Source organism: Aquirufa sp. (assembly GCF_044342065.1).
Taxonomy (GTDB): Bacteria; Bacteroidota; Bacteroidia; order Cytophagales; family Spirosomataceae; genus Aquirufa.
In genome coordinates this window covers 34990-51878 of record NZ_JBIIQN010000011.1, presented here as the reverse complement: position 1 = coordinate 51878, position 16889 = coordinate 34990, and the positions used below count along the sequence as shown (strand labels likewise).

General features: G+C 40.9%; 9 protein-coding genes. 2 read left to right on the top strand and 7 right to left on the bottom strand.

Annotated elements, in window-relative coordinates; all coding sequences use genetic code 11:
- Positions 1–14 precede the first annotated feature (14 nt).
- From ACIQZ2_RS05960 to ACIQZ2_RS05930, 7 genes are all read right to left on the bottom strand, one after another.
- Entirely contained in the window at positions 15–308 is a 294-nt protein-coding gene (locus ACIQZ2_RS05960) for a Dabb family protein (protein ID WP_395767935.1), read from the bottom strand.
- A 227-nt stretch (positions 309–535) separates the two neighbouring features.
- Positions 536–2995, bottom strand: a complete 2460-nt coding sequence (locus ACIQZ2_RS05955) for a PIG-L family deacetylase (protein ID WP_395767934.1) — start codon at positions 2993–2995, stop codon at positions 536–538.
- Positions 2992–4359, bottom strand: a complete 1368-nt coding sequence (locus ACIQZ2_RS05950; protein WP_395767933.1) for a Gfo/Idh/MocA family protein — start codon at positions 4357–4359, stop codon at positions 2992–2994. The genes ACIQZ2_RS05955 and ACIQZ2_RS05950 overlap by 4 nt, the downstream gene beginning before the upstream one ends.
- 127 nt (positions 4360–4486) lie before the next feature.
- Complete coding sequence (locus ACIQZ2_RS05945; RefSeq protein WP_395767932.1) at positions 4487–5863, bottom strand: glycoside hydrolase family 30 beta sandwich domain-containing protein; 1377 nt, start codon at positions 5861–5863, stop codon at positions 4487–4489.
- Positions 5864–6025: 162 nt separating this feature from the next.
- Positions 6026–7612 carry a SulP family inorganic anion transporter gene (locus ACIQZ2_RS05940; RefSeq protein WP_395767931.1) on the bottom strand — a complete coding sequence of 529 codons (1587 nt, stop codon included), beginning with the start codon at positions 7610–7612 and terminating at the stop codon, positions 6026–6028.
- A gap of 352 nt (positions 7613–7964) precedes the next feature.
- Positions 7965–11345, bottom strand: a complete 3381-nt coding sequence (locus ACIQZ2_RS05935) for a HEAT repeat domain-containing protein (RefSeq protein ID WP_395767930.1) — start codon at positions 11343–11345, stop codon at positions 7965–7967.
- A 10-nt stretch (positions 11346–11355) separates the two neighbouring features.
- Complete coding sequence (locus tag ACIQZ2_RS05930) at positions 11356–13767, bottom strand: TonB-dependent receptor domain-containing protein (protein WP_395767929.1); 2412 nt, start codon at positions 13765–13767, stop codon at positions 11356–11358.
- A gap of 153 nt (positions 13768–13920) precedes the next feature.
- On the opposite strand from ACIQZ2_RS05930, the gene ACIQZ2_RS05925 reads away from it, so the two are divergent.
- Positions 13921–14616, top strand: a complete 696-nt coding sequence (locus ACIQZ2_RS05925) for a DUF4405 domain-containing protein (RefSeq protein ID WP_395767928.1) — start codon at positions 13921–13923, stop codon at positions 14614–14616.
- A 103-nt stretch (positions 14617–14719) separates the two neighbouring features.
- Positions 14720–16864 (top strand): penicillin acylase family protein, encoded by a 2145-nt coding sequence (locus ACIQZ2_RS05920; RefSeq protein WP_395767927.1) that lies wholly within the window; start codon positions 14720–14722, stop codon positions 16862–16864.
- Positions 16865–16889 lie beyond the last annotated feature (25 nt).

Sequence of the window (16889 nt, the reverse complement as noted above, 5' to 3'; positions counted from 1 at the left end):
TTCACTCTCACCTCTTACTTCTTCACTCTATAATCTATTTCCTGCCACTTTTCCACACGCGGTATCCAAACCTCTTGCACAAATCGATTGTGAATGGGATGGTTAGAATAGAGATCATAAGCAGCTTGGTCCTCAAAATCCATACCTAATCCATGCGTGTACGGATTGGTAGCATTGAATTCAAGTAGGACTTCAAGATTCATGACGCCAGGTATTTGAGCTAGCTTCCTTGCTTCCGCAATGAAATAAGCTTGCTCCGTTTCCGAGGTCTCCGACTTGAATTTTAAAAATACACTGTGATGTAACATACCTTGTTTGTTTATCCCCAGATAAAGTCTGGGCTTAACGATTTATTTTTAACTTCAGCCTTTAGCTTGCGGACTAACGTCCAGCGTCTAACGTCCAGCGTCTAACGTCTAGCGTCTAACGTCTAACGTCTAGCGTCTTCCGTCTACCGTCCAGCGTCCAGCGTCTAACGTCTAGCGTCTAACGTCTAAGGTCTAGCGTCTTCCGTCTACCGTCCAGCGTCTAACGTCTAGCGTCTAGCGTCTAACATATTTGCCATTAATCTCCACGCCCCTGGTACCCCAGCAGGCAATTGTCGGAAGAATACAAGTCCCGTGTAAATAAATTGACCTTTTCCGTAACGAGCGATGGCAATATTACCCTTTTGTTCCGATTCACCCGGATCCGTAAACGCTAAAGGAAACGTAAAGTTTGGATCAGATGATTCAGCTAAGTAAATGCTGCGTTCCTGAACCCAATCAGCAAAATCTGATTCCTTTATCTCATTTGGCTTGTGAAAAATAGGAAGATCCACAAGGAATTTTGGTGCCGCTTCCTCTTTGGTAATTCGGTTACGGGTAATGGCCAACGGGTATGGACCCATTTGGCTTTTTAATGGACCTAAATTACTTTGTGTGTTGTACTGAACCACATAATTACCACCATTCTCCACATATTTCATTAATTCCGCATGGGCATTGGATAAGTAATCCACGGTATTATGTGCCCGAACACCCGTCAAAACCACATCATATTGAGCTAAATTAGACGCCTTCAAATCAGATTCAAGCAGGTAATCCACCTGATATCCCATTTGTGTTAAACTCTCAGGAACCTTATCTCCTGCCCCCTTAATGTACCCAATGCGCTTGCCCGTTTTCTTAAAATCAATGTGCAGTAAATTGACCGAAACAGGCGAAAAATAACGCTGTACTGGAATATGTGGGTAATTTATACTTTCCATTTGTAAAGAATCTACCCAATTTCCACGGCTTGTCTCATAGGCCAATTGCAATTTCCAGGTCTCCTTACCATCAAATTTTTGATCCTTCTCACGCACAGTAATGGAAACATTTTGGCTCATTCCCATTGCTAGTCCTTCTGGAAGATCCAATGTTCCCAAACGAGTTCCCGCTTGATTTAACACATCCACTTTCCCTGATGCGATAGCTCCCATCGCCTTAATCTGAATCTCAAATGACTTCGAATCGCCCGAACCCTTCGGTAACAAAATATTGGGATGATTAATTTGAAATATACTACGAGGCGTAATCGCAATCGGTTGGGAATATTCGCCTTTAACCGGATCAACTACGAGTTCTTGGATAGGCCGACTGATCTGTAATTTTTCACCTTCAATGGTTAAAAATGCATGTACCAATAATGCAGGATCTGGTGCTGCTTGGCCAATCTTCTCTTGATCCTTCACCACAAAATGCCCAGTTTCTTTGGTATTAACTAACCAATATGGCTGCGTAATTGATTGACGAATCTGTTGCGTATGGTTCCAATTTACGCGTTTGTAAGGAACAATTGACTCCTTTAATACGGTATCTTTTTCGCCAATAGAAAGTTTTAATGACGTCACATGAACCGGACTACGCACAATAAATTCCGTTTTAATGTTCATGGCATCTCCTTGTGCAATAGTTCCACGATTGGTACTTCCCGCGAAATGTATTCCGGCTGCTTGAACAATCCACTCATCAATCTGCTTAATTTTCTTTGCCTTCAAATACGAATCATCCAATTTATTTAAGGATTTGCGTACTTGAATCATATCTGGTATGCTTAAATAAGGCTTTTCCGTTTGGTAATTGCGAATAATAAGCCCTATCATGCGCTCTATTTCTGCGCCGGCATAACTACTTTGCCAGTGGTTCGTTACCCCCTCTTGAATCGAATTTTTAGGTGCAACACCTCCCAAGGTTTGAAAATATTCGGTCGATTTTCCATGGTCTACCGCAAATCCGAAACCCTGAGATTTATGTTGGCTCCTACTAAACGCAGCCAGCTCCCCCGTGCTTTGTCCTATGCTGGGTAAGAAATTGCCAATTTGAATCTTGAATTGATCGTCTGAAACTGTCGAAGAACTACCAAATCGAAAGGTATTCCAAAGCAAACGAGTCGCTTTCCAAGGTTTAATATCCCCTTTCAATTGCTCTGGAAAGCGTTTTGGATCTGCAGCTGCTTGATAGGCCTCAATCGCTAAGACTGCAGACGCCGAATGGTGCCCATGTCCCGCGCGTGCATCTGGCGGAAAACGGGTGAATATGATGTCTGGACGTAATTTCCGAATGACATACACTAAATTGGAAAGCACCAATTCTTTATTCCAAAAACTCAACGACTCATCCGTTGACTTCGAAAAACCAAAATCGAAGGCCTGCGAAAAGTGTTGATTTGCGCCATCGATTCTTCTTGCAGCCAATAACTCTTGTGTCCGAATGAGTCCTAATGGAATGCCTTGCTCATCGCCAATGAGATTTTGGCCCCCATCGCCACGCGTGAAAGCAAAATAATTGGTTTCCCAATGTTGTTCTTGGGCGAACCAGGCCAACATATGTGTGCTTTCATCATCCGGGTGCGCAGCAATGTGCAAAACAGTGCCAGTTGACTCAATACGCTTAAGGTTTTCTAATAATTGAAGACCATTTTGTGCCCAAACGAAACATGGGGCTAATAATAGGGTTAGAAGTAATTTTTTCATGCGTTTAATTCATTACGTGACCAAGGTTGACGATAGTTTCTTGCTAATAAGGCTGTTGCCTCAGGATCATTGATAACGGTTTTACTGGTAGGATCATAGGAAAGCGGTCGGCCTAATTTCATTGAAACATTCGCCAATATACACGACGCCGTTGAAATATGACCTTCCTGAATATCAGCTATGGGCTTTGTGCCTTTGTCAATGGCAGCTAGGAAGTCCAACATATGTAATCTCGTTGCAGGTGCGGCATTTAATTCGATACGGTCCTCCGTTAAATCTTCGGGGTATTTTTCTTTTTCAAAGACGCATTCCCCATGTAATTTTTGAGCTTTAGGGTCTGTAGGCGTGAAATCATATTTCATCGTACTCATCCGCAAAGTCCCTTTTTCGCCATATATCGTAAGTCCCCATGGATATTCAGGATCTGGGGGTGTTCCCCAAGTACGGTGCTGCCATACACAATTCAGCCCATCATATTCAAAAACAGCCGTTTGCGTATCAGCAATGTTAGATTTGCCTTCTTTTTGCACATAGATTCCACCTTCAGAACTAATGCGCTTAGGCCAACCGAGCCCTAACATCCAGCGAGCTGTATCAAACATGTGAACGCACATATCGCCCATGATGCCGTTTCCGTATTCATTGAATGTTCTCCACCAGCGGGTATGTGGTAAGCCGTCGTAAGGACGAAGCGGTGCTGGACCTGTCCACATCTCATAATCAAAAAAGTCGGGCACCGCTTGAACAGGTGGATTGCCATTATTGCGCATATGGTAATAACAATACATTTCTACATGGGCGATTTTGCCCAACATCCCCGTGTCGACTATATCCCTTTTGGCTTGAATTAAATGGGGAGTTGACTTACGTTGTGTACCTACCTGAACCGTTTTACCATATTTTCTGGCTGCTGCTACCATGGCCTCACCTTCTAACACATCAACTGAAATGGGTTTTTGAACATACACATGTGCGCCTGCTTTCACCGAATCAATCATTTGCAAAGGATGCCAATGATCCGGACTTCCAATGAGTACAATATCAAGCTGATTTTCGGCCAATAGTTTTTTGTAATCCCCGTATAATCGTGGCGTTTTACGGGATTTCTGTCTTGCTGCCACGAGTTGGCCAGCTTGTGTTAACATATTGCGATCGGGATCGCAAAGCGCCACAACCTCAACTGGAACAACTTGCATAAGGCGGAACAAATCACTTTTCCCATACCATCCAGCACCGATTAATCCAACGCGTAATGGTTTGTCAGGATTTACCAAATCAAGTCCATAAGCTCCAAATGATGATAATGCCAAACTGGCCGATGCTCCTTTCAGGAAATGTCGGCGGTTGATGTTGAATGTTTTCATAGGTTATTTATTTGTCAGTTTTCTATTTTTTGTCCTAAGCTTTTGCTTTGGGAACCCTAGGTTAAATACTAGGATATTTTAAGGTTATCCATAAATTTTTCACCTCTTACTTCAAAACGCTTCACGCTTAATTCAATAAAATGCTCACAACCCCCTCTTTCGGAATCTCAATTCCCCATTGTTTATTGCCTAAGCTTATGGCCGTATTGACCATTTGATTTGTTTCATTTTGGAGTAAAACGGCAACTTGATTGTCGGGACGAATGACTGCTACCCCATTTACTCCTTTGGGTAATTCGTTTAATTCTATCCGTTTCGAACCCGTAGGAATAAATTTTGAAGCATGTGCCACGATGTAATAGGCTTGATTTCGAATGAAGCTCCCATCTGCTTGAATGGTTATGGCTCCTTTGCATTCAGTACAGCCACCGGGCGTATGTGGTCCCCATTGTGGATCGTTTGCCAGATTCCATTCCAGCGCCGTTTTAGCATCATGGCTAAGAGAGCCAATGATTACATTTTTAATATGCCAATTAAAATCGCCGGCAAAATCGCCTTTTGCTCCCGTCCATTGTTCTGTAAAATAAACATCCTTATCAGGATGCGCTTTTCTTAGTGTGCTCAAAGCTGATATATCCCCATTATACAAATGGAAAGCAGATCCTGCCACATATTTTCGAGTGATTGGATCATTCAAAATTTCAAGCGGATATTCAGGTTTGTCGCAATTGTGGTCGTAAGCAAGGATTTTAGTTTTCAAACTGGCTTTTTCAAATGCAGGTCCTAAGTGATTTTTGATGAAGTCATTTTGTTGGGAGGCTAACATCAACATACTTGGATTATTTCCGGGGTGTAAGGGTTCATTTTGAGGAGTCAAATAGTCCATAGCAAGTCCAAGGGCTTCCATCGATTTCAGGTATTTGACTAAGTATTGGGCATACACCCCGTAATATTGAGGTAGCAGTGACCCCCCTTTTGAATTTTGATTATCTTTCATCCAAGCAGGTGGTGACCAAGGGGTTGCCATTAACTTTATGCTTGGATTTACTTTTTTGATTGCTCGTAACAAAGGAATTAGGTCGTTTTCTGATGGTTTCAATGAAAACCGGGCTAGCTTTTCATCTTTTTGACCATCGGGAACATCAGCATAAGAAAATACTGATGCATCCAAATCACTGGCTCCCACAGCTACACGTAAAACCGATATACCAATGCTATTGTCTCCTGTTCCGAATAGCTCATTTATTAATTTCTTTCTATTATCTGCTGGTAAAGCCTGAATGAGTTGAGCACTCCCGCCTGTTAACGTGTAACCAAATCCATCGATGGATTGAAAATATTTTTGAAGGTTAATATTAATTCCTTGTTGAGCCGCAGTCTGAGGAGTTAGTGCTTGTTTAACCAGCATTTTTTGGCTAGCAGGATTTGATACCCAAACTTGGCTAAAGCCCGTAAATGAAACGAAGGCCAAGACTATGGTATACAGCCAAACAAAAGCTTTCATGGAATAGGTTTAAATTGTCTTCAATATATTCAAAAAAAATGAAAATACTGTAAGGTAATGTTCAGTTCAAACATCAAAGGTCCAACGTCCAAAATCTAAGGTCAAAAAAAAACGCCTCATAAAGGCGTACGATTAAACAAGCAATAAACTCAATAAATTTATCTATTTAACTTTTTTGTGAGCAGCTGCCTTGTGATTTGAAACTGGTTGGTGAGAATCTAGCCCTATGATATGCACTTTTCCACCTTGCCGCTCATAATCATGTTTAAAATGTTCCAAATTTTCCATCACGGAATGATCGACCAAATTGGTTTTAGACAAGTCAATCGTAACTTGGAAGTTGGCAGGGATTGCCTCCAATTTTCTTTTGATACCCAAGAAATTCGTAAATACTGCTGCGTCAGAAATTTCAACTAGGTACGCGTCATTGGTAAAAGAAACCTCCGTAGGAGCTTTAAAAAGGGCGCTTATGGGCTTTCCATTAAAGAGATTAACTAGAATTTCGGTCAAAATACCAGCACCAATCCCTACTAATAAATCTACGCTCAAGGTAAATAATATCGTTACCAATAAAATCAATAATTGTTCTATTCCTTTTTCAAACGTGTTAATGAATTCTTTAGGATGTGTTAATTTAATTCCCACCGTAATTAACATCGCAGCTAATGCCGTATTCGGTATGAATTCTATTAAATCAGATGCCAATAAGACGAAAATTAGAATGAAAAATCCATGAAAGAAATTTGCCCACCGAGTTTTAGCCCCATTGGCTATGTTGGCTGATGAACGTGCTACTTCTGAAATCATGGGTAAGCCACCTAAAAATGCTACGAGGGTATTTCCAATTCCCGTGGCAATTAAATCTTGATTAGCATTCGATTTACGTTTGAATGGATCCAACATATCCATGGCTTTAACCGTTAATAAGGACTCCAATGAACCTACCAAAGCAAACATGATGACAAATTTGATGAAGGTTCCCGTTTGGGCAAAACCATCAAAGCTTGCATTTATCTGGATGCTGTCAAACAAATTTCCTATTTGAACCAATGCCTGTTTAGGTTGAGAGGTTTGGAAGTTCAAAATTAATTCAGCCGGAATCGCAAGTAATAATACGACTAAAGGTGCTGGTATTATCTTAAGTTTATTATGCTTTATAAAGGGCCAACTCAGCATGATAACTAAACTAATGCCTCCGATTAATGTAGCTTTTGGGTCCAAATTAGCTATAAATTCAGGAATAGACGCGAACAATTGCAAGGGCTCTTTGCCTTTTGTTAAGGCTGGATTAACATCCAATAAAACCGGTATTTGCTTTCCAATGATGATTAATCCGATGGATGCCAACATACCATGAATGGCCGATAAAGGAAAGAAATCCATCAATTTCCCAAGTTTAAATACGCCAAAAAGGATTTGTAACAAACCGGCAACAACCATCGCTCCTAATGCCAAATGCCATCCAGTATCTCCACCACCAAATTCGTTAACTGCTCCCGCAACGACAACGATTAATCCCGCGGCAGGTCCTTTGATTGTCAAACGTGAACCGGCAAACATACTAACAACCATTCCGCCTACAATGGCGGTTATTAATCCCATAATGGGCGGAAATTCAGATGCTTTCGCGATACCTAAACTCAGAGGTAAGGCTAATAAAAAGACAATAAACCCCGAACTAGCATCCTGTATGAAATTTTCTTTTAAGCCCGCGAAACCATCTTGAGGATCCGAATTATGATTTTTCATGGGTAAAGAAATTAATTAATAGCAAATTGAAAATGCCGGATGTCTTTTGAACTTGTTTGTACAAAAATACACTGATATGTGCAATTTTAAGCTAATCCTTCCAAAATAAAACTTTATAATAATAGCATTTTGTAGGATTCTTGCCTCTCAACCAATCATGAGTAGCTTACCTGAATCAACTAGATTCCCTCATGCGTATTTTTTCTTAACAATTGAAATGCAAGTTTATGATAAGATATGCACTTGAAAATATAGATTGTAAAACGGTCTTTATTTACATCATTAGCTCGCTAAATATACTTTGCCAAACCTAAGCGGTTTGGCAAAGTATAATCTCACTTGTAAATAGCTTTTATTTTAACGAAGATAAATATTCCACCACATCACGAATTTCACGTTTGCTTAACATCGAGCCCATTGCTGGCATCGATGAAGGATAATTTTCACGTGTTTTAATCCGACTTACCGCTATGCGTAATGGCTCTGCTTCATTCGTTTTCAACTGAATTTCTTTTTCCGTTTCTGAGATTAACGTACCATTCACTTCCTGCCCATCCGTTAATGTCAATGATATCGTTCCGTATCCCGGAGCAATACGCGCACTTGGTTCAACTAAGGCTTGCAATAATTGTTCACGTGTTAAGCGACTTGCAATACCTTTTAAGGTCGGCCCCACATTACCCCCTTCACCTCCTACATTATGGCAACGAACGCATTGTGCGGCTTGATTTCTATTAAATATAAAATTACCAGCTTGTAAATTTCCTCCATACAAAGCATCCTTGTATTCATCTGTCAGAGAACCTTTCACTTTTAATGCGTCTAATTTCGCAATCAACATCTCCGACTTAGTAGCTTCAACGGCCTCCATTAAATCCAATTTAATGCCCGCTGGTAGTTTTCCCTGTGTCATGCGTACAATCAAATCAGCTAATACATCCGATGTATTTGCTGCATCCATTTTAGCCATACTTTGAAGTACTTGTTGCTGCTCATTTACTGTTGCCTTTTCAAAGATTGGATTTACCATAGCCGGTAATTGAGTTTTCGTTATGGCAATTTTATCCAAAGATCCCATCGCTAAACTGCGTACTGAACGACTTGTGTCCTCCATACCCTTTTGAATCAGAAAAGGTAAATTCACATCCTTCAAATTGATCAATGAGGTCAATTGCCCTCCCCGTACTTTTGAATTTGGATGATTCAAGAATAATTGCGTTTGCTCAGCAGAAACATCCTTAATACCCAGTTCAGCCACTAATTGGCCTGTTGCCTGCAAAACTGCCGCATTCTTACTACGAATGAATGACGGAATGATTGGTTGGATTTTAGCGACCACATCTTGCGCGTTGCGGTCCAACTTACCTCTATGCCGTCCATCGACACGGTCTAATACCGATGGGTCTCCCCAGGTACCTAAGGTTGCAATTGCTTCTGCACGCATATCATCTGGTATATCATTACGTTGTACATAACGTACTAATAAATCAATTTCTTTCGCCGTGCCTACGCGCAAACAAGCATTGATTGCCCGGCGAATGATTACTTCCGAAGTAATCGAAGGATTAGCTAATAAACCTGCCAAAGCTGGCAATGCCGCAGGTATTGATAAATCATCATGTACAGCACGTGCCGCTTCTGCCACAATGTACATGTCTGGATCCGTTAGAAAGCGTGCCACCTCTGGACTCGCTAATCGTCTCAATACCAAAACCGCCGCAATACGCAAGGAGCGATTTGAAGAAGTAGCTAAAGCCGCCATAGGCTCCACTTGACCTATCCGACTTAATGCTAATACCGCTGCATGGCGGATGTAGACATCCTCATCTTTATTTTGCTCAATCAAATTTAATAATCCCGGTATAGCTGCAGCCGCTTCCGTACGTCCCAATGCCTGCGCCGCAAAGAATTGAACGCGCGGCGAAGTGGACCCTAAAGCTTTAATAAGCTCTTTTTCGGCACCTTTATACCGCACATCCCCTAACACCTTCAATACTTGTGCCTGAATTTCTACATCTGAATCTGACAAATAGCCCACTAAACCAGCAGCGACGGCATTGTTTTTCGCGGCCAACTGCCCTATTCCCCATATACCATGAATACGCGCAAATTGGTTGTCTTTCTGAGCAATTGCTTTCCATAATTCCATGGCTTGACCGCGTGCGACTAATTCAAATTGTGCCTTTTGGCGAACACGCATATCCTCATACTTTAATAAGCCCGCTAATGTTGGCAAGTCTGCTTTACCATAATCCATTTGAATGTAGGACTTCGTTTTTGCGCGTTCTGCGGCTAAATCATTTGACTTTTCATCTACATCCAACTTCCAAACACGTCCAAAATTCTTGATATCCCAGCCTGTAACCCAATCCGCTGCATATAATGCACCTTCAGGTCCAAAACGAATACCAGTAGGTAAAATACCACTCACGACATCAACCTCTGATTTGAAATCAAAAGATGCTCCCTTCGGCTTTAAATCAAATGACCAAATGTGTGAGTTATTCGCATTACCTACAAATTCAACTAAAAAGAACTTATTTAACCACTTTTTCCCTAAGGCAGTACCTGGATTGTAAATCATTCCCGTAGGTCCATTGTGGTAATTGCGAATAGGTGGAATGATGTAGGCCGCCTGCCCTTCCCAACGCGGGATATACAATTTCTCATCCATCCATACCTTGTACAAATTGTTCTTTGGATCCGTGTACTTGCCGTACTGCCAGTTGGATCGCCACCCAATATCAGCCCCCTCCACAATATGCACTAAACGCTCACTTTCACCTGGGTGATCACCGTCGTTATCCGAACTGATGATGTTTCCATAGTGATCAAATACAAATTCATGTGTATTCCGAATACCGGAAGCCACAATTTCTAAATCGGTACCATCCGCATTCGAACGTACCAAAACACCCGAATTTGGATTGGGTAGGTTACGTCCATCCACTGTCGTTATATTCGCTCCAATGTCTCCAATCTGCCAATATATTTTTCCGTCAGGTCCTTCGATAACACTCGACATCCCATGCCCTCCAAAACCGATATGTACCGCAAATCCCGTTGCTATGGATTTGGGATTGGTCCAAAGCCCCCGCTTATGCAGATTATCTAAACGCCATAAATCGGGACCGATGGCCACAAATGCATCCTTTTTACGAACCAGTAAGCCTCCTGCAACATCCGTAACTTCTTGATTGAATTCATTTAAAATTCGGGTGCTTTGATCCGCGTAACCATCTCCATTTTTATCCTCCAACTTCCAAATTTCATCTTTCTCGATCGTTAGATCATGCCAATCATGGATGCCATCTCCATTTAAGTCTGGTAGCCAGGCATTTTTCTCGGAGTTCTCAGGGGAAAATGTCCGACGCAAGAAGGCTCTTCGATCTTCGACAGTTTGAAAACCAATAGATTCAGTCATCCAATCGCGATGACCGCGAATATCAAACTCAGATACTTTTCCCCGATTTGTACTAATTAAATAGACTGCTCCCTGGTCATCAATATCGATAGCCACAGGATCAGGAGCTAAACTGTCAGATGCCCAGCGTGTGATGTTTAATCCACCAGTAATTTTTATGGGAAGTTTTTCTTTGGCTGTTTGAGCTCTTTCTGCTATCTGATCTTGGTCTTCAAACAATACCTGATACGTTGCTTTTTCTAATGAACTTGTACAGCTAATCGACATAAGCTGCATAAGTCCTGCAGCTATTAAAATCTTTTGTTTCATAGGTCTAAACTTAATTATCTTCATCCATCATGCTTCTACGCTGTTTAGCAGCTTGCTTGGTGGTGTTTAATCGGTAGTTAAAAGTAATATTTATTTGTCTTAATCGTCCCTGCATTTGACGATTTGTATAAAAAGTTTCTCCTAGTGTTTCAGTTCGCATGATTCTTGAGTTAAATACATCCAATACATTTACACTCAATGTCCCCTTTCCTTGCATAATATCTTTTGTTGCCGATAAATCCATCCAAGCTATGTATCCGCGGGTTCCTTGTGCCGTTTCTTGCGGTGCTTCATAGTTCGCCCGAACTTGAGCATCAACCCCTCCTCCCAACTTTATGCGCGACGTGTGCCGAATAAACCATGAATAGGTATCAACTAAATAAGCTGAATTAATATTACTCGCATCAATTTTAGCTCTAAATCCATTGAAGCTTAAATCTGCTTTGTAGTTTTTTGACACGTTAAATGAGCTCGTCAACTCTACTCCCATCGATTGTTGGTCTGCAAAGTTCTCTGGCAGACTTCTCGCAAATCCCTGTGCATCAACCGTTCTTATCTGATCTATTTTACCCGTTGTATATCGATAGTAAATGGATGAACTTAAACTACCCGCGTCAAAATATTTTAAATGTCCCAAGTCAAATGAATTCGTGAATTCAGGGTTCAAATTGGGATTACCCGAAAAGAAGTTTCGATTATCCGAAAAAGTCACAAATGGACTTAACTCATTGTACGTCGGCCTGCGAACGCGTCGAGAATACCCCAATTGAACCGAACTATTGGTATTCATCGTATACGTAAAATGGGCACTGGGGAATAAATTCGCATAGTTCCGCGGGTTTTTTTCTTGGGTCTGTTTCAATTCCGTTTGAATGTCAGTTATCTCCCCTCTTAAACCTATTTGGTAAGAAAACTTATTCTTTTTATTGCCTAAAATTAAATAGGCCGCTGAAATATTTTCTTTGTACTCAAAAAGATTTTGAAGTCCAGGAATCACCGCAAAAGTACCATTGGCCTGCTGCTGGGTCACTACGTAATCATTAATCATATCCCGAAAGCTTGTCCGCAATCCCGTTTCTAGTTTCCCATCTTTTCCCAACGGATTTACATAATCGGCTTGTAAAATCCATTGACGCTCGTATTCATCATTCAGCGCCTTTTGTACCAATGAATTTGCTGTAAATGGCGTTCCGTCGCCGAATTTACTTGTTTGGGTATATATTTGATCTGATTGTTCCCAATAATCCAAATAACGTAGGTCAGCAGTAAATTCCTTTCCTTTTTTTACAAAAGATTTTTTAAAGGTTAATGCGTATTCAGCATTCGGTTCTGTTTCTTTTTCATCTTGTTGGCGATAGGTGTCTGAATATACTTTTGATAAGGTTTTGAGATAGTCTAAATAGTTGAAATCCGTAATTCGGCGAACATGCGTGCTGCGGAATATATAAGAACCAGTTAAAATGGTCTTGTCATTGAAGAAATAATCTGCCCCTCCCCGAATATTGTTGACTAAACCGGTAACATTGTTCTGACTCGTTTGCTGAAGGTAATTGGTTTGATCGCCTACATAAACCTCTTGATATAGTTTACCTTGTCCGGGTGTCCTGCGATAGAAAAGTCCATAATTCAAGAAGAAATTCAATTTGTTCTTTCGGTAATTTATGATAGCAGTTCCTCCGAAGTTTTCAGGATACCCCAACGTACTTTCGATAGCCCCATTAAATCCTTGATTTTGGTTTTTCTTAAGCACGATATTGATAATACCTGCCATTCCTTCAGCCTCATATCTTGCGGAAGGATTGGTGATGATTTCCACCTTATCAATTAAATTGCCTTGCAAGGATTGTAAACCCGATGATCCATTGATTCCAACAAGCGTTGATGGTTTACCATCAATCAAGATTCTAACATTCTCGCTACCCCGTAAACTCACTCCGCCTTCGCCACTCACTTGAACAGAAGGTAAATTACCTAGAATCTCAGCTGCTGTAGCCCCTTTATTTGCTGCATCCGTACCTACATTGAATATGCGTTTATCTAACGCGAGTTCCATGCTGGCTTTTTGGCCTTTAACCGTGACCTCATCTAGCGTTTGGGTACTTACTTTTATTTGAATCTGGCCCAAAGCCGTAGTTTTACTAACCTGAACTTGTTTCAAGGTCTGTGCCTCGTATCCTACACTTTCGATTATCACATCATATACACCTTGATTTACTTCGATGATAAATTCACCTTTTTCATTGGCAATTGCACCCGAAATAAGTTTAACCGGATCCGCTGTTTGTATTCGAATACTTGAAAAGGGAATTGGATTGGAGGTGTTCGCTTCGATTAATTGGCCAGTCAATTTTCCTTTCGGAACATTTTGACTAGCTGCAAGAAATGTGAATCCAAGAAAAAAAACGAGATAAAGATGTTTCAAAGTATAGGTTTAAGTAGGGTTGCAAGTTAAAAAGACATCGGCCAACAATTTATACCTATTTGTCTGTTTATGTTGGAGAATTTCCGCCTTTTGTCGAATTTGTACCTTTAAGCATGGATAAAACCCACATATTTGAAAAAAAATTTAACCCGTATGAAAAACAAAAACCTCATTAGCCTAACCGTATCCATTGCCTTTTTTATTTTGGCGAGTACAGGAATCTTACTTTACGTCAAGCAAAAGGCTCATTTTATTGAAATGACACATACCATTTTTGGAATGCTGTTCATTAGCTTCGCGGTATTTCACATTATGAATAATTGGGATTCCATTAAGGCCTATTCAAAAGATCGTAAAACAGGTTCAATTAAAAAAGAATTAGTAGTTGCCTCATTGATTACGGGAATTATTTTAGTTCTGTCAGTGACTGAAGTATTAGAACCTATCGCTGAATTCGGTAAGATCTTTGCAAGTGGGGATAAACGCCCAAGCACAATTAATTTTGCTGAGAAGAAAACCCAAGATTCTACCAGTGGTCAGCCTGTAGTGTTATTGATTCAAAAAAATAAAGGAGCGTCATCCTCCAGCCTATCCGTTGAAGTAGCAGATACAACAGGAAAAGTCCTTGAAACCTTAGTTGCGCCTGAAAAAGAAATGAAGGGTCCCCCAGCTAATTTATTGCTTCAAACTAAAATTGCCTCTCCAGTCCCATTTGATATTATTTTTACTTTTTCACAGGAAGGAAAAACATCAAAGGTTAGTCGTCGTGTAAAAACGATGGATTCTGGAGTTCAAGGATTAGCAAAAGAAGACGGATTAATAGAAAGAGCCTACTTGGACGTCCAATAATATATACTATTCGGTAATAAAGGCACGCCTCGGCGTGCTTTTTTTGTTTTAAGCCACTTAGAGTTTCAGCTAATTTTCTATTTTTGTTTAAACCGCGTCGACTATGAAAAAAATTCTCCTACTTCTACTGGTTTCTACTAGTCTATTTGCAACCCCCGAGTTAACTCGTTGGAAGGCCCAAGCGAAACGTGTCACTATTTACCGTGATAAATTTGGCGTTCCACATGTTTATGGAAAGTCTGATGCTGACGCTGTTTTTGGTATGCTTTATGCCCAATGTGAAGATGATTTCGGTCGTGTGGAACGAAATTACATAGAGAAGTTGGGCCGCCTTGCCGAAGTTGACGGAGAGAAAGAATTAGCCAATGATTTATATCTGCGTTTAATCATCGATCCCGATGAAGCGAAGGCAGATTACCAAAGCAGTCCTGCTTGGTTGAAGCAATTATTAATTGCCTATGCCGATGGAATTAATTATTACCTATATAAGCATCCCGAAGTAAAGCCTGCGCTTCTTACGCATTTTGAACCTTGGTATCCTTTGTTATGGACGGATGGGTCTATTGGTGCTATATCAACTGGCGATGTTACAGAAGAAGAGGTAGGTCAGTTTTATGGAATCAATACGCCCTTGGCCTTCCGTGTTAAGGAATCTGTTCCTGATGAAGACTTAACAGGTTCAAATGGTTTTGCCGTAGGAAAGTCCTTATCCAAATCTGGAAATGCCATGCTTTACATCAATCCGCATGTAACCTTTTATTTTCGGCCTGAGATACATGTAAATAGCCAAGCTGGCTTACATGTGTATGGAGCAGTAACTTGGGGACAATTCTTCGTTTATCAAGGTTTTAATGAATATGGTGGTTGGATGCATACATCCAGTCAAGTCGATGTCGCAGATTTGTATCAAGAAAAAGTTGAAATGCGTGAAGGAAGCCCTTATTACTTGTTAGATGGCAAATGGCTTCCTATGCGAGTTAAAAAAATCAGTTTACGTGTCAAAGGAGAATCCAATCCTCGAGAAATTACCAGTTACTATACGCATCGTGGTGCCGTAATGGCAAAACGAAATGGGAATTGGATTTCTGTTCAATCGTATAATCGTTCGTTAAAGAGTTTAGAACAAAGTTGGCTTAGAACCAAAACCACCGGTTTAGCCTCCTATCAAAAGGTCATGGACCTGTGTGCGAATACGTCCAATAATACAGTCTTTGCCGATAAAGAGGGTAACATTGCGTATTGGCATGGCAATTTTGTACCTAAGCGTGATCCGGCAAAGGATTGGAGTTTGGTTCAGGATGGCAGTACTTCTGCTACTGATTGGAAAGGATTACATGAACTTAAGGAAATTGTGCAGGTGGTGAATCCGGAGTCGGCTTGGATCCAAAATTGCAATTCTACTCCATTTACGGTTTCGGGTACTTCGAGTCCGAAGCGAGCTGATTACCCCGTTTACATGGCACCTGATGGGGAGAATTTTCGAGACCTTAATGCGGTTCGCTTATTTTCAAATGCGAACAAAATGGATCTTGAGGATTTAATCAAGTTGGGTTATGATCGCAGGTTAACTGCTTTTGAAATACTCATTCCAGCTTTGACGAAAGCCTATCACGCACAACCTCGTCCTGAGCTGAAATCTTTGGTGGATACCCTGTCGGCTTGGAATTATGAGGCTGATGTGAATTCAATCGCACAACACCTTGCGATTCGTTGGGCAAATGCCTTATTACCAGCTATCCCGCGAATAAAGCAATTCGGTGGAGAAACTGACCCTGTGATAAATTTCACAGGTTTTACGGCTAACGCATCGCCAGACGTATTGTTGAATGCATTGGTTCAAGCTAAAACAAGTATCGAAAAACAATTCGGCAGTTGGATTGTGTCTTGGGGGGAAGTAAATCGCTTTCAACGTATTGCCAATACACAACCTGGCGTTTTTGATGATAATAAATCAAGTCTGCCCGTTCCATTTACCTCATCTGCTTGGGGCCAATTGCCTTCATATACCAGTCGATCCATACAAGGATCAAAAAAATGGTATGGAATAAACGGTAACAGTTTTGTTGCAGCGGTTGAGTTTGGTAAAAAAGTGAAAGCTTATAGTTTGTTGGCCGGTGGCCAAAGTGGCAATGTAAATTCTACCCATTTCTTTGACCAGGCACAAATGTATTCGGAAGGGAAATTTAAGCCGGTAGCATTTTATTTTTCAGATGTCAAGAAAGTAGCTGTGGAAGAATATCATCCATGATAAATTTTGCTTGAATAGTTGTAAA